This is a genomic window from Aurantiacibacter gangjinensis, assembly GCF_001886695.1.
GTDB classification, from domain to species: domain Bacteria; phylum Pseudomonadota; class Alphaproteobacteria; order Sphingomonadales; family Sphingomonadaceae; genus Alteraurantiacibacter; species Alteraurantiacibacter gangjinensis.
Window position 1 is genome coordinate 39,103 of record NZ_CP018097.1, and the last position, 16,774, is coordinate 55,876.

The 16,774-nt window shown below is 60.9% G+C and carries 11 protein-coding genes; 6 read left to right on the forward strand and 5 right to left on the reverse strand.

The window, feature by feature from the left end:
* Window positions 1-33 precede the first annotated feature (33 nt).
* Together BMF35_RS00180 and BMF35_RS00185 are read left to right on the forward strand one after the other, a co-directional pair.
* The gene (locus tag BMF35_RS00180) at window positions 34-1,584 is read left to right on the forward strand and encodes an MFS transporter (protein ID WP_047006184.1); all 1,551 of its coding nucleotides are present in this window, start codon (window positions 34-36) and stop codon (window positions 1,582-1,584) included.
* Window positions 1,577-2,980: an alpha-amylase family glycosyl hydrolase gene (locus tag BMF35_RS00185; RefSeq protein ID WP_047006185.1), complete on the forward strand. Its 1,404-nt coding sequence runs from the start codon at window positions 1,577-1,579 to the stop codon at window positions 2,978-2,980. Before BMF35_RS00180 ends, BMF35_RS00185 begins: the two co-directional genes overlap by 8 nt.
* Before the next feature lie 4 nt (window positions 2,981-2,984).
* Here BMF35_RS00185 and BMF35_RS00190 read toward each other — a convergent pair whose 3' ends face one another.
* Both BMF35_RS00190 and BMF35_RS00195 read right to left on the reverse strand, forming a co-directional pair.
* Window positions 2,985-3,401: a cytidine deaminase gene (locus BMF35_RS00190; protein WP_047006186.1), complete on the reverse strand. Its 417-nt coding sequence runs from the start codon at window positions 3,399-3,401 to the stop codon at window positions 2,985-2,987.
* A complete protein-coding gene (locus BMF35_RS00195) occupies window positions 3,398-4,069 on the reverse strand; it encodes a queuosine precursor transporter (RefSeq protein WP_047006187.1) in 672 nt (223 codons plus the stop codon). Before BMF35_RS00195 ends, BMF35_RS00190 begins: the two co-directional genes overlap by 4 nt.
* A gap of 165 nt (window positions 4,070-4,234) precedes the next feature.
* Between BMF35_RS00195 and BMF35_RS00200 the strand changes: the two genes are divergently transcribed.
* The 4 genes from BMF35_RS00200 (at window position 4,235) to BMF35_RS00215 (ending at window position 12,026) form a co-directional block, all read left to right on the forward strand.
* Window positions 4,235-5,563: a NupC/NupG family nucleoside CNT transporter gene (locus BMF35_RS00200; protein WP_047006188.1), complete on the forward strand. Its 1,329-nt coding sequence runs from the start codon at window positions 4,235-4,237 to the stop codon at window positions 5,561-5,563.
* A 10-nt stretch (window positions 5,564-5,573) separates the two neighbouring features.
* Window positions 5,574-6,497, forward strand: a complete 924-nt coding sequence (locus BMF35_RS00205) for an isopenicillin N synthase family dioxygenase (RefSeq protein WP_047006189.1) — start codon at window positions 5,574-5,576, stop codon at window positions 6,495-6,497.
* A gap of 236 nt (window positions 6,498-6,733) precedes the next feature.
* The gene (locus tag BMF35_RS00210) at window positions 6,734-10,243 is read left to right on the forward strand and encodes a TonB-dependent receptor (RefSeq protein ID WP_047006190.1); all 3,510 of its coding nucleotides are present in this window, start codon (window positions 6,734-6,736) and stop codon (window positions 10,241-10,243) included.
* Window positions 10,244-10,334: 91 nt separating this feature from the next.
* Complete coding sequence (locus tag BMF35_RS00215; protein ID WP_047006588.1) at window positions 10,335-12,026, forward strand: bifunctional metallophosphatase/5'-nucleotidase; 1,692 nt, start codon at window positions 10,335-10,337, stop codon at window positions 12,024-12,026.
* A 7-nt stretch (window positions 12,027-12,033) separates the two neighbouring features.
* On the opposite strand, the gene BMF35_RS00220 is transcribed toward BMF35_RS00215, so the two are convergent.
* From BMF35_RS00220 to BMF35_RS00230, 3 genes are all read right to left on the reverse strand, one after another.
* Window positions 12,034-13,488 (reverse strand): AMP nucleosidase, encoded by a 1,455-nt coding sequence (locus BMF35_RS00220; RefSeq protein ID WP_047006191.1) that lies wholly within the window; start codon window positions 13,486-13,488, stop codon window positions 12,034-12,036.
* A 47-nt stretch (window positions 13,489-13,535) separates the two neighbouring features.
* A complete protein-coding gene (locus BMF35_RS00225; RefSeq protein WP_047006192.1) occupies window positions 13,536-14,360 on the reverse strand; it encodes a S1/P1 nuclease in 825 nt (274 codons plus the stop codon).
* A 65-nt stretch (window positions 14,361-14,425) separates the two neighbouring features.
* Window positions 14,426-16,426, reverse strand: a complete 2,001-nt coding sequence (locus tag BMF35_RS00230) for an acyltransferase family protein (RefSeq protein ID WP_071961140.1) — start codon at window positions 16,424-16,426, stop codon at window positions 14,426-14,428.
* Between the last annotated feature and the right edge of the window lie 348 nt (window positions 16,427-16,774).

Genomic DNA, 16,774 nt, shown 5'->3' on the forward strand with positions numbered 1-16,774 from the left:
GTCCGCAGACATTGGGCAAGAGGATTACGGGACATGGCATCAGTCCAGGGCGCAGCGCCCGCAGCGCATCCGGCACAAAAGCCCCATATGGGGTGGGGCAAGCTCGCCAATATGAGCTTCGGCTTCTTCGGCATCCAGATCGGCTTCGTTCTGCAGAACGGCAATATGAGCCGCATCTTCCAGATGCTGGGCGCGGAGATGAACGAGCTGGCGATCCTGTGGGTCGCCGCGCCGCTGACGGGCCTGATTGTGCAGCCGATCATCGGCCATTTCTCCGACAAGACGTGGAACCGCTTCGGCCGCCGCCGCCCCTATTTCATGGCCGGTGCATTCATGGCCGCGATCTCGCTCTTTCTCATGCCGCTGGCCCCGGCGTTTGCCGCGCCGCTGCTGTTTGCTGCTGCACTACTGTGGATCCTCGATGCCAGCCTAAATGTCGCGATGGAGCCGTTCCGCGCATTCGTGGGCGATATGCTCGACAAGTCGCAGCACGCGACGGGCTACGCGGTGCAGACCGCTTTCATCGGCACCGGCGCGGTCGTTGCGGCGATCTTCCCGTGGCTGCTCGACCAGTTCGGTGTCAGCAATGTCGCGGCGGATGGCCAGATACCCGACACCGTGCGCTGGAGCTTCTGGGTCGGCGGCGTGGCCCTGTTCGGTGCGATCATGTGGACGGTGTTCACCACGCAGGAATATTCACCCGAGGAAATGGCTGCGTTCGAGGCGGACCGCGAGGTGGAGCAATCCGCTGGCGTCGAGGCTTTGGCAAACAAGAGCTTTACCACACCGCTATTATGGATCGGCTTCGGCGCGATCGTCGCGCTGGCGGTGCGACCGATGGAGTTGCAGCAGGAAATCTACCTGCTGGCCGGGCTGCTGATCACCTACGGCGTCCTCTCCTCCATCGCCATTTCGATGGCCAAAGACGGCAAGCCTGCCAACATGCTTTCCAGCATCGTCGGCGACTTTTCCGGCATGCCCGACACGATGAAGAAGCTGGCGCTGGTCCAGTTCTTCAGCTGGTCGGCGCTGTTCATCATGTGGATCTATACCGGCCCCATCGTATCGCAATATTTCTTCGGCAGCGCGGACCCGACGACCGACGCCTATAATGAAGGCGCGAACTGGTGGAACCTCATCTACACCGTGCAGAACGGTGTCGCCGCCGTCGCCGCGCTGGCGCTGCTGCCGGTGATGAGCCGCAAGCTCGGCAAGGCGCGCACGCATATGACTTGCCTGTTGTTGGGCGCGCTGGGCTTTCTCGGCTTCTTCGTGCTGCGCGACCCGAACCTGCTGATCATCTGCGAAATCCTGAAAGGCATTGCCTGGGCCAGCATCCTCGCCATGCCCTACGCCATCCTCGCCAGCAGCCTACCGCAGGCCAAGCTCGGCATCTTCATGGGATTGTTCAACGTCTTCATCGTGGTGCCGCAGCTGCTCGTGGCGACGGTGATGGGGACGATCATGGTCCGTTTCTTCCCCGAAGAGCCGATCTGGACGATGCTGTTTGCCGCCGCCAGCTGGACGCTGGCCGCCCTTGCAATGACCCGTGTGAAAGTCCCCGGAGAAACCGCCAATGCGTAAGTCCCTTCTCGCCTCCGCCGTCGCGCTGGCGGCGATTGCCGCCCCTGCCCTGGCCGACAATCACACACAGGCTGCCGCCAATCCGTGGCAGCCGCAATCCTTCGTGCAGATCGAAAATCCGGAATGGAGCCGCGACGCGGTTCTCTACCAGATCAACACGCGTCATTTCACGCCCGAGGGCACTTTCGCCGCCGCTGAAGAGCAGCTGCCGCGCCTGCGCGAGATGGGCGTCGACATCCTCTGGCTGATGCCGATCCATCCCATCGGCCAGGTCAACCGCAAGGGCACGCTGGGCAGCCCCTATTCGGTGCGCGACTATTATGCGGTGAACCCCGAATTCGGCACGGAGGATGACTTCCGCAGCTTCATGGAAGCCGCCCACGCGCAGGGCTTTCACGTCATCCTCGACCTCGTCGCCAATCACACCGCGTGGGACAACCAGCTCGCCACCGATCACCCCGACTGGTACGAGAAAACCTGGGACGGCAATTTCCGCCCTACCCCTTGGTGGGACTGGTCCGACATCATAGATCTCGACTGGTCGCAGCCCGGGGTGCGCCAGCACGTGGGCGAGGCGATGGAATACTGGGTGCGTGAATTCGGCGTCGATGGCTACCGCGCCGACGTGGCAGGCTATGTGCCGGTCGATTTCTGGGAGACCATGCGCGGCCGCCTTGATGCGATCCGCCCCGTCTTCATGCTCGGCGAGGTGCAGGAAACCGCCTATCACCGCGCCAGCTTCGATGCGACCTATGCGTGGGACTGGCACCACACCAGCAAGGACATCGCGCAAGGCCGCGGCAACGCCACCAGCTTCTTCGGCTATTATGCCGAGAACGAAAGCCTGTGGCCGCGCGAGGTCATGCGGATGACCTATATCGAGAACCACGATTCCAATGCCTGGGAAGGCACGCTCTACGAAAATTACGGCGACGGGCTGGAAGCCATGACCGCCCTCGCCTTCACCGGTGAAGGCATCCCGCTAATCCATAACGGCATGGAAGCCTGCAACGCCAAGCGGTTGGAGTTCTTCGAGCGCGATCCCATCGATTGGGACCAGAACCCCGATTGCACCTATGGCGACCTGCTGGTCGACCTGATCGCCTTCCGCGATGCAAACCCGGCGCTGGAAAACGGCCGCTGGGGCGCACGCATGCAGCAGGTCGTCACAGACCGTCCGCAGGAAATTTTCGCATGGGTCCGGCAGGAAGAAGGCAACAAGGTCGTCGGCCTGTTTAATTTCTCCGGCGACCCGGTCGAGGCGACGCTGGCAGACGGCCTTGCCGCCGGGAGCTACCGTGAATTCCGCTCCGACGAGACCGTGGTGCTGGATGCAGGCGATACAGTAACCCTGCCCGCATGGGGCTTCCGCCTGCTATCGAGCGGCGGCGAGTAGCGCGCTAGAAATCGAAGCCGTGCGGCAAGAGCGCGCTGATTGTGGTTTCGACCGCGTTCTCGCCCGCATGGTCGGCGCAGACGATCGCGATGTCGTGCCCCGCCTCGCGGGCAGCTTCGGCAATGGCCTGACGACACCCGCCGCACGGCATCACCGCCGTGCCATCCTGCTTTGATGCATCGACAAAGCCGCCGACCACGGCGATGCGACGCACATTGGCGATGCCGAACGCGATCTGCGCTGCGCTGAGAGCCGATTGCTCTGCGCACACGCCCAGCCGGTAGCACACATTCTCCACATTGGCGCCCTGCACCACCGTGCCATCCGCGCCCTCGATGGCGCAGCCGACATGAAACTCGGAATATTTGGCATAGGCCCGTTCTCGCGCGTCCAGCGCCTGCGCAATCAGCGGATCGGTCATGCTGCCACCTTCGGCGCGTCCAGCCGCCGCGCTATCGCGAGCGCGCCCGCAATCAGGAAAGGCACCAGCACGAAGCTGAGCACGATCTTGGCAATGGCCTGCCCGATCAGCAGGTCGCCGATCGGAAACTCGCCGTAGAATGCCAGCGTGATGAAGATCAGCGTGTCGACCGCCTGGCTGATGGCCGAGGCAATAGCGCCGCGCGTCATCAGCCACAGTCCGCCGCTGCCATCGGCAGGCGCGTTCCCGCGCAGCTTGTCGAAAATCCACACATTGAGGAATAACGACACACCGTAAGCTACCGGCCCTGCCGCCATGATGCGCGGCGTTTGCGCATGCACCGTCTCAAAGGCACTCAGATTTTCCAGCGGCATGTCCGGCGATGGCGGCAACGCCAGCACCAGCCAGATTAGCACGATGGAGAATGCCAGCGGCATAAAGCCCCACAGCACCATCTGGTCCGCCGCTCTCTTGCCGTGCAGCTGCGCGGTGACGCTGGAAATCACGACCAAGAGCAGAAAGGCTAGGATGCCGCTCTCCACTTTCAAAGGCCCGATGGCGAATTGCTTGAAGGCGAGCACGCCTGCGATCACCGTCATGCCGCCATACAGCATGGTGAGGACAAAGCGGGAGCGCGGGAACGAGTCGGTGGAGAGAGGTTCGGTCATGCCGTTGGCTATGCCGCCCGCTGCCGAAAGAAAAGGGCGCGCGCCCTTCGAAGCGTGCGTTATCTGCAACAAATTTGGGAGCAACCGCGCCGGGGTGCTGTGCGCGGCGGTTTCCAGCCGCTAGAGCCTGTCGCCGATCGTATCACCAGTACCTAGGAGTCGCGCGTGCCTCCCCAAATCGTTTCGCTTGCCGGCATCGCCGTCATCCTGTTGATCGCCTTCCTCCTCTCGACGGGGAAGAAACGCATCAAGCTCCGCGTGGTAGGTGCGGCCTTTGCATTGCAGGCATTGATGGCGCTTCTGGTGCTGCGCACGCCATGGGGTGTGGCTGCCATCTCTTTCCTCTCGGACGGGGTGATCGCGCTGCTCGACTATTCCAAGGTCGGGATCGAGGCCGTGTTCGGGCCGATGGATGCTAACCCCTTCACCAACACCTTCGTGATTGCAGCCCTGCCGGTCATCATCTTCTTCGCGGCCATCGTCTCCATCCTCTATCACTGGGGCATCATGCAGCGGCTGGTGCGCTGGGTGGGAGGCGCGATCGGCTGGATCACCGGCATCAGCAAGGTGGAAGCGCTGGGCAGTGCGGCGAACATCTTTGTCGGCCAGTCGGAAAGCCCGCTGGTAGTGCGCCCCTATCTGGCCGCGCTGAGCCCCAGCCGCCTGTTCACGCTGATGTGTGTGGGCATGGCAGGCGTGGCAGGTACGATCCTCGCCGCCTATGCGAGTTTCATCGGTGACGATCTCGTCCCGGTCCTGCTGGCAGCGGCTTTCATGTCCGCGCCTGGCGGTATCCTGATGGCCAAGATCATCATGCCCGACGATGAAAGCGATCTCGCCCGCGACGCCGCCGAAATGGCCGACGTCACGCTGTCAGAAGCGCGCATCAGCGCCGAAGGCCCCGCGGCCATCACCGAAAGCGGCATTCCGCACGAAGTGGAAGCTGCGCAGACTTTCGAGGAAGGTCACAAGCCCGCCAATGTGATCGAAGCGGCCGCGCAAGGCACGCAGACCGGCGTGAAGCTGGCCGTTGCCGTAGGCGCTATGGTGCTGACCTTCGTGGCGCTGGTGGCACTGGCCAACGGCATCCTTGGCGGCATTGGCGGCTGGTTCGGCTATGGCGAACTGACCTTCCAGCAAATCCTCGGCTGGGTATTCGCGCCGGTCATGTTCCTGATCGGTGTGCCGTGGGACCAGGCAGGGGTCGCGGGCGGCCTGTTCGGCACCAAGATCGTGCTCAACGAATTCGTCGCCTTTATCGAGCTTGGCGGGCTGGAGGATGGGACCTTCTCCGCGCGCACGACGGCCATCATCACTTTCGCGCTGTGCGGCTTTGCCAATTTCAGCTCCATCGCCATCCAGATGGCGGTAACGGGCGGGCTCGCGCCCAACCAGCGCCCGGTCATCGCCAAGCTGGGCCTGCGCGCGCTGGCAGCCGGTTCGCTTGCAAACCTGATGAGCGCTGCGCTAGCGGGCCTCGTCCTTCCCCTGTAAGAGCGCCTGCATGACCGACATCGCTTCCATCTCGCTTGCCCGCCCGCTTGGCGACATTGCCGACGAGCTTGGCCGCAGCTTTGCCGAATACGGCTTTGCCATCGTGCGCAACCATACCATCCCGCAAGATTTGATCGACCGGGCGGAAGAACTGGCGAAGGCGTTCTTCGAATTGCCCGAAGATGTGAAGCGGTCCTACAAGATCGAGGGCAGCGCGGGTGCGCGCGGCTACACGCCGTTCGGCACCGAGATCGCCAAGGATGCGGCAGTGCATGACCTCAAGGAGTTCTGGCATGTCGGGCGCGCGCTGCCCGAAGGCCACCCGCTCGCCAGGTTCATGCCGCCCAATGTTTGGCCCGCTGAATTGCCCGAATTTCGCGACGTGTTCGAGCGCCTGTTTACCGAGTTCGAGAATACCGGCGACAAGGTGCTGCGCGCCATCGCCATCCATCTCGGCCAGCCGGAGGACTATTTCACCTCTCCGGTGGAGGATGGCAATTCGGTGATGCGGCTGCTGCATTACCCGCCGCTAGGCGACGCCGCGCCTGAGGGCGCGATCCGTGCCGCCGCGCATGGCGATATCAATACCATCACGCTTCTGTTGGGGGCCGAGGAAGCCGGGCTGGAACTGCTCGACAAGCAAGGCAATTGGGTGCCCGTATCGCCGCCCAAGGGTGCGTTGGCGGTCAACGTGGGCGACATGCTGGAGCGGCTGACCAATGGCCGCTTGCGTTCCACCACGCACCGCGTCGTCAATCCGGCGGGCGAGGCTGCGCGCCGCTCGCGTTATTCCATGCCGTTCTTCCTGCATTTCCGCCCCGATTTCCGGATCGAGGCGCTGGAGCAATGCGTGTCGGAGGGCGAGACGCCGCCCGAGCCGATCCTGGCAGAGGATTTCCTGCAACAACGCCTGCGCGAAATCGGCCTCGCCTGATTCGCTTCAGGGGCTGCGAGCGCCCCGTCGCGAAAGCATGTTCCAATGCTGTTCCACGATGCATCGGGATTCGTGTTGCATCGCAGCAACGGTTGTCGCGGAAACAGGCCGGTTTCGGTCACATACAGGTCATAACTGACCGTAGTGTCATTTATCTGACCCATTGGTCGGCTTATGGGGCGGCCATTGATCGTATCACCCTCCACTCTCCAGCTATCCAGATAGGAATTGGGACCATGCAAATCCGGTATCTTCTCGCGGCAAGCGTCGCGAGCCTCGCTACCGCTGCCATGCTGCCGCAGGCCGCACAGGCACAGCAGATCACCTCGGGCATTCAGGGCAATGTCACCGACACCAACGGCAACGCCGTTTCCGGTGCCAGCGTTACCGTCACCGACACGCGTACCGACAGCGTGCGTACCACCGATGTCGATTCGGACGGTTCGTTCCGCGTCGAAAACCTGCCCTCGGGCGGTCCGTACACCGTCACCGTGACGGCTCCCGGCTTTGAAGGCCAGTCGGTCGAGAACCAGTTCATTACCATTTCGGGCAACACGGCTTACACGTTCGAACTGGCCGGCGGCGCGACCGCAGGGTCGGAGAACTTCATCGTTGTGACCGCGGCGCGCGCCAATGTGCAGCAGCTTGCCGTCGGCCCGGGCCTCGCTTTCGGCGCCGATACGCTGGAAGACTTCCCTTCCATTACGCGCGACATTCGCGATGTGATCCGCATCGACCCGCGCGTCAGCCTCGACCGCGACAACGAAGTCGATCGCATCTCCTGCCTCGGCGGTAACGACCGCGGCAACACCTTTACCGTCGACGGCATCGTGCAGGCCGACGTGTTCGGCCTGAACGGCACCCCGTTCGCCGCGCGTAACGCCCTGCCGCTGCCTTTCGACGTAATCGGCGAGACCTCGGTCGAGTTCGCGCCGTTCGACGTTGAATATTCCGACTTCACCGGCTGTCTTGTCAACGTCGTGACGAAGTCCGGCTCCAACCGCTTCACCGGCACCGCCTTCTTCAACTACCGCGATAGCGGCATGCGCGGCGATTCCATCGCCGGAGACGATTTCTCGGTCGACGAGTTCGAAGAGCTGCGCTGGGGTGCGACTCTTGGCGGCCCGATCATTCCCGATCGCCTGTTCTTCTACGCGGGCTATGAAGAAACCGACCTTGGCGATGCAAACGATTTCGGCCCCATCGGTTCGAACCTGCCTAACGAGGCAGACTTCGTCGATCTCGACCAGTTCAACCGCTTCTCGCAGATTGCGCGCGACGTGTACGGCCAGGAAACCGGCCCCTATCCCAGCACACTTGCTGAGGCCTCGGTTCGCTATTTCGGCCGTTTGGATGCCTACATCACGGACGACCACCGCCTGGAAGCGACCTATCAGCGCCTCGAAGAAACAAATGTGGAAAGCGATTTCGGCGGCAGCAACCTCACCGGCCTGAACTCCTTTGAGGACGAAGGCACCATCTCCAACTATTATTCGCTGCGCTATTTCGGCCAGTGGTCGGACGTAATCAGCACGGAAATCCGCCTGAGCCGCGCCGAAGTCGACGACCAGCAGGGCCCCGTCGGCGGCGGTGAAGCCCAGTCCGACAATCCGATCCCGCGCCTTGTCGTCGGCGTATCGCAGCCTGCCTTCGACGAGGATGGCAACCCGCTCTTCGACGATAATGGCGCGCGCATTTTCGACAATGGCGTGCTCAGCACCGGCCCGGGTATCTCCCGTTCGGCCAACCAGCTCAACACTCGCATCGACCAGGCTCGTTTCCAGGTGAACCTGAACCTCGACGATCACCAGGTAAAGCTGGGCGCCGAAGTCAACGACCTTGAAGTGTTCAACCTGTTCGCCATCAACGCGACCGGTTCGCTCTACTTCTCCAATCTCGACGATTTCGAAGCCGGCATCCTGTCGCAGGGCTTCGAGTTCTTCCCGAATGCCGATGAAGTTGTCGAAGGCGAAGCCTACGGTGCCGATATCAATGCGGCCCCGGGCGGCGACATCAACAATGCAGCAGCCGCTTTCGGTCGCCGCATCTGGTCGATCTATGCCCAGGACGAGTGGCAGGCGACCGACCTTCTGAATCTGACCGCCGGTGTGCGTGTCCAGTTCTACGAAGGCGACGCCCCGCGCGAGAACCCCAACTTCATCGACCGCTACGGTTTCAGCAACGCGTTCTCCTTCAGCGATCTTGATCCGCTGATCCTGCCGCGTCTTGCTGCTACCTACGAGCTGGACAATGAAGGCTTCTTCTCGAACACCTCCATCACCGGCGGTGTCGGTCGTTTCGCCGGTGGCGATCCGATCGTGTACTTCTCGAACGCTTTCTCGAATAATGGCTTCTCGACCGGCCTCGGCACTTCGGTGTTCTGCGACACGCGGCCTACCGACGTCGTGCAGAACGGCTCGTTCACCGGCTTCCCGCAGTGTGTCATCGACTCCGGTGCGGAAACTGCCGAGCGCGGCCTGGCCGATACGCAATCGACCGATCCGGACTTCCAGATCCCCAGCGTGTGGCGTGCCAACCTCGGCATCGCGACCGATGTGGGCACGCCGGGTGGCTTCTTCAGCGACTGGCGGATGAACCTGGATTACATCTACAGCCGCTATGTCGACACGCTGAACTTCGTCGATCTGTCGCAGACGCCGAACATTCTCGAAGGTATCAATGGCTTTACCGTAGACGGTCGTCCGATCCTGGCAGCCATCGACCCGACCAACCCGTTCTGTAACGCGACACTGGTGGGCACGGGCGGCACGCCGCCTACCTACGAAAACGTGAGCTCGGCCTGTTTCCGCTTGGAAGATGCCGCTGGCGATCCGATCCTGGACCGTCGTGACCGCGTGCAGTTCGTTGGTCGTGACGATGAAATCCAGCTGACCAACGGCCCGTCCTACAACAGCCACACGGCTTCGATCCTGCTGTCCAAGCGGTTCGATGGCGGCGTGTTCACACCGGGCGGCAGCACCTTCGTCCGCTTCGGCTATGCCTGGACGGACAGCTCGAACAACCGCAATGTCGGCAGCTCGACGGCAACGTCGTCCTTCGACCGTTCGGCAGCGTTCGATCGCCAGAACCCGGCCATCAGCACCTCCAACTACGAAACGCGCCACAACTTCACCGCTGCGGTGTCGCTGCGTGAGGAGTTCTTCGAGGATTACGCGACCCGCCTGGGCGTGTTCTTCGCGGCTCGTGCCGGCCGTCCGTACAGCCTGACTTTCGATGGCGGTGGTGTGTTTGCAGATAGCTCGTCGGGTAACGACAATGCGCTGCTCTACATCCCAACAGGTCTGGACGATCCGAACCTGTCGCCGCTCAGCGATCCGGCAGCTGTCGATAGCCTACTGAGCTACCTTCGCTTCGGCGACGGTGCAGAAACCTGCGACTTCACGCCGGGTGAAACGATCCGTCGTAACACCTGCGAAAACAACTGGTATTTCGACATGGACTTCCGCCTGAGCCAGGAACTGCCGTTCCTCGCCTCGCTGGCAGGCATTGCCGAAGACCGCGTGGAGCTGTTTGTCGACTTCGACAACTTCCTCAACGCCATCGACGACCGCGCAAACGTGTTCCGTCGTCGCGGCGGCGGTGACCAGACGGTTCCGCTGGTGCGTGGCCGTGTGGATGACCAGGGCCGTTACATCATCGACCGCTTCAACCCGGACGATGAGAACTTCGTCAGCAGCTCTGCCTCGATCTGGAAGATCCAGTTCGGCGTTCGCTACGAGTTCTGATCCGAAGCGATCATAACGATGAAAAAAGGCGGCGGCGTTCTTCGGAACGCCGCCGTTTTTTTGTCACGCGAATGTGGTTATGGCAGCGGTCATGAATACCAGACTGCTCGCTGCCCTCGCCACCGGAACCGCACTTGCCGGATGCGTCCATGCCGATTTGCCGGAAAGCGCCTCTGCTCCGGTGGAATTCCAGATACTGGCGCTCAACGATTTTCACGGTCATCTCGAACTGCCTGCGCGGCCCGAAAGCTTTCTCGATGGCGACGACCTGCGAGAGGCCCGTCTCGGCGGCGCAGCACAGCTGGCCGCAACGCTCTCTGCCCTCCGCGAGGAAAACAGCGTCACTATCGCGGCAGGCGATTTGATCGGGGCTAGCCCGCTTATCTCCGCCCTATTCCTCGATGAGCCTACCATCGCAGCACTCAATGTCGCCGGGCTCGACATCGCTTCGGTCGGCAATCACGAATTCGACCGCGGCACGCAGGAACTACGACGCATTCAGGATGGTGGCTGCGAGCAATACACTGCGCGCCAGCCTTGCGCGGTCGAACCCTATGGCGGCGCGGACTTCCAGTATCTCGCCGGCAATGTGGTGGGTGAGAATGGCGAAACCTTTTTCCCTGGCACCAGCATGCGCGACATTGGCGGGATGCAGGTCGGCTTTATCGGGCTGACCCTCAAAGACACGCCCAACCTCGTCGCCGATAGCGCCACCGCCGGATATGCATTCTTGGACGAAGCGCAGACGGCAAACGCGCTCGCCGCCGACCTGACGGCGCGCGGCGCCGATACGGTGGTGCTTATCATCCATGAAGGCGCTTACGGCCCGCAGCGCCATACGCTCGGTGCATGTCCGCAGCTCAGCGGCCCGCTCGTTCCAATCGTGGAGCAGCTCAATGCCAGCATTTCGGTGGTGGCATCGGGTCACACCCACAATTCCTATGTCTGCCGGGTCGATAGCGCGGACGGCGCACCGCGCATCCTGACATCTGCCGGGCGGTATGGCGCTTTCGTCACCGACATTGCGCTGACATTCGATCGCGAGGCGGGCCGCATCACCACGCTCTCGGGCGAGAACATCCCGGTGGATGCTCGCCATGGCGACGATGCCGAGGCGGGAGCCATCGTCGCCCGCTATGCCGAGGCGGTCGGGCCGGTCGCGAACCGCGCGGTCGGCACGATTGCGGGCGAGCAGGTTTTCGGGCCCGACTGCGGGGACACGCCCGCACAAGGCTTTCTGGCCGACAGCTATCTGTTCGCGGCCAACAGCGCCGCAGACGAGACGGAGGTCGATTTCGCGCTCGTCAATTCGGGCGGTGTGCGCGCCGATCTTTCCAGCGCGGATGACGGTGTGCTGACCTATGGCGAGCTGGCCGCGATGGCCCCATTCTCTAACACGCTCATGGCGCAGCGCTTCTCCGGCGAGCAAGTGCTACGGCTGCTGGAGCAGCAAGTTTGCGAAGAAGGCGGCGTGGTGGGGCGATGCGACAGCGCGCTGATCCCGTCCGCCAACTTTCGCTACGCTTTCGACCTTTCGCAGCCTGCGGGCGAGCGCGTGACTAGCGCCCTTCTCGACGGCGAACCGATTGTGCCTGAAGACAGCTATGTGATCGTCACCAATAACTTCCTGCAGGGCGGCGGCGACGGGTTCTCCGTCTTCACCGAAGCGCCCGTGCTGGCGAATTTTGGCGTCGATCTGGACTGGCTGGAAGCCTATGCCGCCTCCGCGCCCTTGCAAGTGCCCGTCTGTGGCCGCGTGCGCGGTATTGACGCGGATATCTAGCGCAGAATTACCGAAGCGGCGGCTCGTCGAAGCTGCGCAGCTTGCGGCTGTGGAAGTCGCCTTCTTGCTCGTTCAGTAACGCCAGCGTCTCGATGCCGATGCGCAAATGCTGGCTGACCGAGCGTTCGTAGAAACTGTTCGCCTGCCCGGGCAGCTTGATTTCGCCATGCAGCGGCTTGTCCGACACGCATAGCAGGGTGCCGTAGGGCACGCGGAAGCGGTAGCCCTGTGCCGCGACGGTGGCGGATTCCATGTCGATCGCGACCGCGCGGCTCTGGTTGAAGCGCAAGGCGGAGCGTGTGTAGTGCAATTCCCAGTTGCGGTCGTCCGTGGTCACGACAGTGCCGGTGCGCAGGCGGCTTTTCAGCTCGTCCTCGCTATCGCCCGTCACGTTCAGCGCCGCATCGAACATGGCCGTCTGCACTTCGGCAATCGGCGGGATCGGGATTTCCGGCGGGATGGCATTGTCCAGCACGTTGTCGTCGCGCAGATAGGCGTGGGCGAGCACATAGTCGCCGATGGTCTGGCTGGGGCGCAGTCCGCCGCAATGGCCGATCATCAGCCACACTTCAGGTCGCAACACGGCAATGTGGTCGCAGATCGTCTTCGCATTGGACGGACCGACGCCGATATTGACGAGCGTGACCCCGCTGCCATCCTTCGCGGTGAGGTGATAGGCTGGCATCTGGTGCTTGCGCCACGTGCCCGCCACCACGCGCGCGCGGGCGTTTTCCAGATCGTCCTTCGTCAAATGCACGCCGGGTGCGGAAAAGCTCTCGTACCGGCTGCCGGGATCAACAAGCTCGGCCAGCGCATAATCGATGAATTCCTCAACGTAGCGGATATAGTTCGTGAACAGCACGTAGCGCTGGAAATGCTCCGCCGGCGTGCCGGAATAATGCCGCAGCCGCGCCAGGCTGAAATCGGTGCGCAACGCATCGAACAATGCCAGCGGGCGGTGATCCGGATCGTCGCTGAACCACGCGCCGTCGGCCACTTCGTCCCCGATCTTTACGAGGTCGCTGGATGGAAAATGGCGCGTCAGCTCGGCACTGTTGATCGCCTGGATATCGAGCGCCGAACTGTCGAGCACGTACTGGTAGGGGATTTCGTCCGAAGACAAGCCGGTTTCCACCTCGACCGGATAATCGCGCACCAGATGCGTCAGCTGCTCTTTCAGGTACGGGCGGAACAGCTTGGGATTGGCGATAGAGGAACTGTAGCTGCCGGTCTGGTTGAGCCGCGCATAGGCACGCGCCGGGTAGTGCTGGTTCTCGTCATTCTGATAGCGCACGGTCAGCTGGGGGTAGGCAAACATGCCGCCCTCACGCGCCGCGCTGTCGGGCGTGACGCGCTCGCTGGCAAAGCGCGCCAGTGCATCGGTGAGGTTCTTGCAGGAGGCATCGTACAGCGCCTCAAGCTCATCCAGAATGGCATCGATCTTGTCGACCGTGGTCGTCATAAAACCCTTTCAAATGTCGTATCGGCGGGGGTTGCGGCAGGCTGCCGTCAGCCTTCGTCGGCGAACACCCAGTCAAGATAGGCAGCCAGCCTGATGCCCGATTGCGCGAGGCGATGCTCGACCGTCGGCATCCACCGCCAATGATAGTCATAGCGCAGGATCACGGGGATGTCGCGCGTACCGAAACCTGTTTCCCGGCCGTATTCCGGATAGACCTGATCGCGCAGTTCGGCGCTTTCATCCATCCATGTCACCGGATCGGCATCCCACCAGGCGATGGTCTGCTCTGGCGTAATGCGTTGCTGCAGGCGTTCGGAATATTCAGTGAATGAGAGGTGCTGGCGCAGGATCATCCCCTCATCCCACACCCAGTGCAAATTGGTGCGCTCGTCGAACCAGTCTACGACCACATCGTTGCCGCCGCGATCCGTGCCGTTACCGACATGCAACGGCATGTGCAGGTCGGACACGAGGTGCACGACAAAGCGCAAGGCGCGCTGCTTGTCCTCGCGCGTGGCCGCATCGTCTCGCAACACCGCGGTGAAACGCTCCAGCGCGGTGGCGGCATCGCCCTCGGGCGGGTGCTCCAGCTGCTCCGCCGACACGCCATCGGGCAGCGTTACGTAGTGGAACGGCCCTGCCTCTTCCTGCCAGAATGCCTCGGGATTGGATCGCTGCTCGTCCGGCCAGGTGCTGCCTTCGGGCAGGCCTTCATGGCCCATGATCGCCTCGATCTCGGCGCGGGTGCGCCCGTCGATATTCTCGGCGGCAATATCGGCGCTGACGCGGTGGCCGGTCGGCCCCCAGGCAGCGGCAGGCGTGGCAGAGACGAGGCTGGCAGCGGCAAACGAAAAAGCGATTTTGCGGATCATGCAATATCCTGTGCGATGATGATATTGCAGGGCTATTAAACACAAAGCCCGCAGCTAAGCAATCGCTACTGCGCGTCCTCGGTCTCCGCACGAGAACCGGAATCTGCGATCACGCGCTCCCCAAGATTAAGCATACGCCCCAACTCTCTGGATCCCTCGACCGAGAGATGAGATGCGTCGCGATAGAAGAAGGTATCCCCGCGTGATACGGTACAAACCTGGGAGTCGCACAAGGCGTCACGTGTGCGAATTACATCGTGATGATCTTCAATCATATCAATCACATCGGTGACCTGACGGTCATAAGCGGCGCTCGCGACGCTGCTGATATTGCAAGTAGCGAGTTCCTCACCAAACCATGTAGCACGCGCAAGACAGCTGCCCATGTCACTACCATCGCGTGGCGGGGGCTCGATAAACACGGCTTTACGCCCTGTCGCCTCGATCACATCCATTGTCGCAATGATCTGTGAGGCAAGAATTTCTCTGTTAGGCGGAACTAAGCGATCATTTACATAGAAGCCTTGCTCAAAATAGGTTCTGAGCGGCGAAGCGAGCACCACTGTCCGTATCGATGGATAGCTTTCTATTGTCTCGAGGGCGCGATCGTTTCGCGCGACGCACATCTGCGCAAAGGTTTCGGTATAGGTCGGAGCCTGTAAGGGAGCGGTGGCTAGGATCGGACCGCAAACCTGTTGCGTGATCTGGATGATTGATTCGTTCGACGGAAGAGTTTCTATCAGCGCGACCACGTTGTGCATGGCAAATGAGTCTCCCCATACTGCAACTGTAGGTTCGCCAGAAGTCCGGCACTGTGGATTGTCGGGCTGAAACTGTGAGCATACAGATGCCAGTCCATGATTTGGACGTAAGCGATCTGAAAGAAGCGCGGCAACCGTGGGATCGGCCGCTCTTTGCGGCAGTCCATGGGTAGCAACCGCTAAACCTCCGAAGCCTATCAATGCAGCAGCGGAGATTATAGCGCCAGCGAAAATCTGCCTGCGAGAGAAGTGTAAATCACTGGAACTTGCTCGACGTCGAAAAGGCGCCTCGACATATCGCCATGATAGATAAGCCAGCATTAGGCTTACTAAAGAAAGAGTAAAGAAAAGCCATTCTGGCACGTCACCTGCTAACCTTATCCGTGCAAAAGCGAAGAGAGGTTGGTGCCAAAGGTAAAAGCTGTAGCTGACTAGTCCGATCAGCACCACAAATCGGATCGTCAACAGCCGCCACACCCATGTGCCTTCGCGACAGAATATGATGATCAATGACGCTCCGACGGTCGGAATTAACGTCCAAACGCTGGGAAAGGGAGTAGTCTTAGTCATAAGGACTATAGAACCAACGATCGCGCTCAGCCCTAAGAGACTTCCTAATTCGGCAAGCCGGTCGCCACACGTGATGGGTTTGGCACCGACAGTCAGATAGATAAATGCTCCAATTCCCAATTCGAACGCTCGAGTCGGCAATAAGTAGAACCCGGCGACAGGAGACGCCCAAGTCGCCCATTGCGCGAGCGCACAGCTAACCACGATGCCAAAGAATATAACCCCCGCTGTCAATCGTCGTGAGGCTTTTCTCAAGAGGATCAAAAGCAACGGAAAAAATATGTAGAACTGTTCTTCCACCGCCAATGTCCACGTATGTAGCATTGGCTTAAACTCCGCAGCATTACCGAAGTAGCTAGCCTCCTGCCAAAACAAAATATTTGAGACGAATAGATTGACGGCAATGAGACTGAGTCCAAAGTCAGCAAACTCTTCCGGCAACATCCATGCCCACGCAAAAGGCAGACATGCTATTGACACCAAGACGAGCGCTGGCACGATCCGACGAATTCGCCGCTCGTAAAAACGGACAAGTGAAAAGCGCCCGTCATTGATCTCTTCAGCCACAATGGAGGTTATGAGAAAGCCTGAGATGACGAAGAAGATATCTACGCCAACGAAACCTCCAGAAAACCCTGGAACATGCGCGTGAAAGAGCACTACTGGCAATACCGCTAGCGCCCGCAGACCATCGATCTCTGGCCTATACTTCAGGTGAGCGTTCTGCGAACACATCTAACCAAGTCTCCACTTGTAGATTTGTAAAAAAGCGATCTGCGCGGAAGTTGATAAAGCTCATTAGACGGCGTGAGGCCGCGGTTTAAGTTGGCCATTACGATTTCTATCGAGCCTGTCTGCACCGGGTAAGAGTTCGCTGTTCGAAAATCGTCCAAAACCTTTGTCGGAATAGTCTGAGAACACAACCGTGATGCGTGATAATGCAGCACTGCGCGCAGTGGCATCGATTGCACTAAAGACCATTAGATTGAATGTCGAGGCTAGCGAACGAACTAGTTGTCGGTGTCAATTCGGAAAGCTCACGTTCGCGACGACTTGTAAAGACAAGACATTTCAAGAGGCAAT

What these genes read in the sequence shown, in the direction of transcription:
- BMF35_RS00180 (WP_047006184.1), top strand. Translation starts at nt 34, where the DNA reads ATGGCATCAGTCCAGGGCGCAGCGCCCGCAGCGCATCCGGCACAAAAG.
- BMF35_RS00215 (WP_047006588.1), top strand. Translation starts at nt 10,335, where the DNA reads ATGAATACCAGACTGCTCGCTGCCCTCGCCACCGGAACCGCACTTGCC.
- BMF35_RS00195 (WP_047006187.1), bottom strand. Translation starts at nt 4,069, where the DNA reads ATGACCGAACCTCTCTCCACCGACTCGTTCCCGCGCTCCCGCTTTGTC.
- BMF35_RS00205 (WP_047006189.1), top strand. Translation starts at nt 5,574, where the DNA reads ATGACCGACATCGCTTCCATCTCGCTTGCCCGCCCGCTTGGCGACATT.
- BMF35_RS00190 (WP_047006186.1), bottom strand. Translation starts at nt 3,401, where the DNA reads ATGACCGATCCGCTGATTGCGCAGGCGCTGGACGCGCGAGAACGGGCC.
- BMF35_RS00225 (WP_047006192.1), bottom strand. Translation starts at nt 14,360, where the DNA reads ATGATCCGCAAAATCGCTTTTTCGTTTGCCGCTGCCAGCCTCGTCTCT.
- BMF35_RS00185 (WP_047006185.1), top strand. Translation starts at nt 1,577, where the DNA reads ATGCGTAAGTCCCTTCTCGCCTCCGCCGTCGCGCTGGCGGCGATTGCC.
- BMF35_RS00230 (WP_071961140.1), bottom strand. Translation starts at nt 16,426, where the DNA reads ATGTGTTCGCAGAACGCTCACCTGAAGTATAGGCCAGAGATCGATGGT.
- BMF35_RS00210 (WP_047006190.1), top strand. Translation starts at nt 6,734, where the DNA reads ATGCAAATCCGGTATCTTCTCGCGGCAAGCGTCGCGAGCCTCGCTACC.
- BMF35_RS00220 (WP_047006191.1), bottom strand. Translation starts at nt 13,488, where the DNA reads ATGACGACCACGGTCGACAAGATCGATGCCATTCTGGATGAGCTTGAG.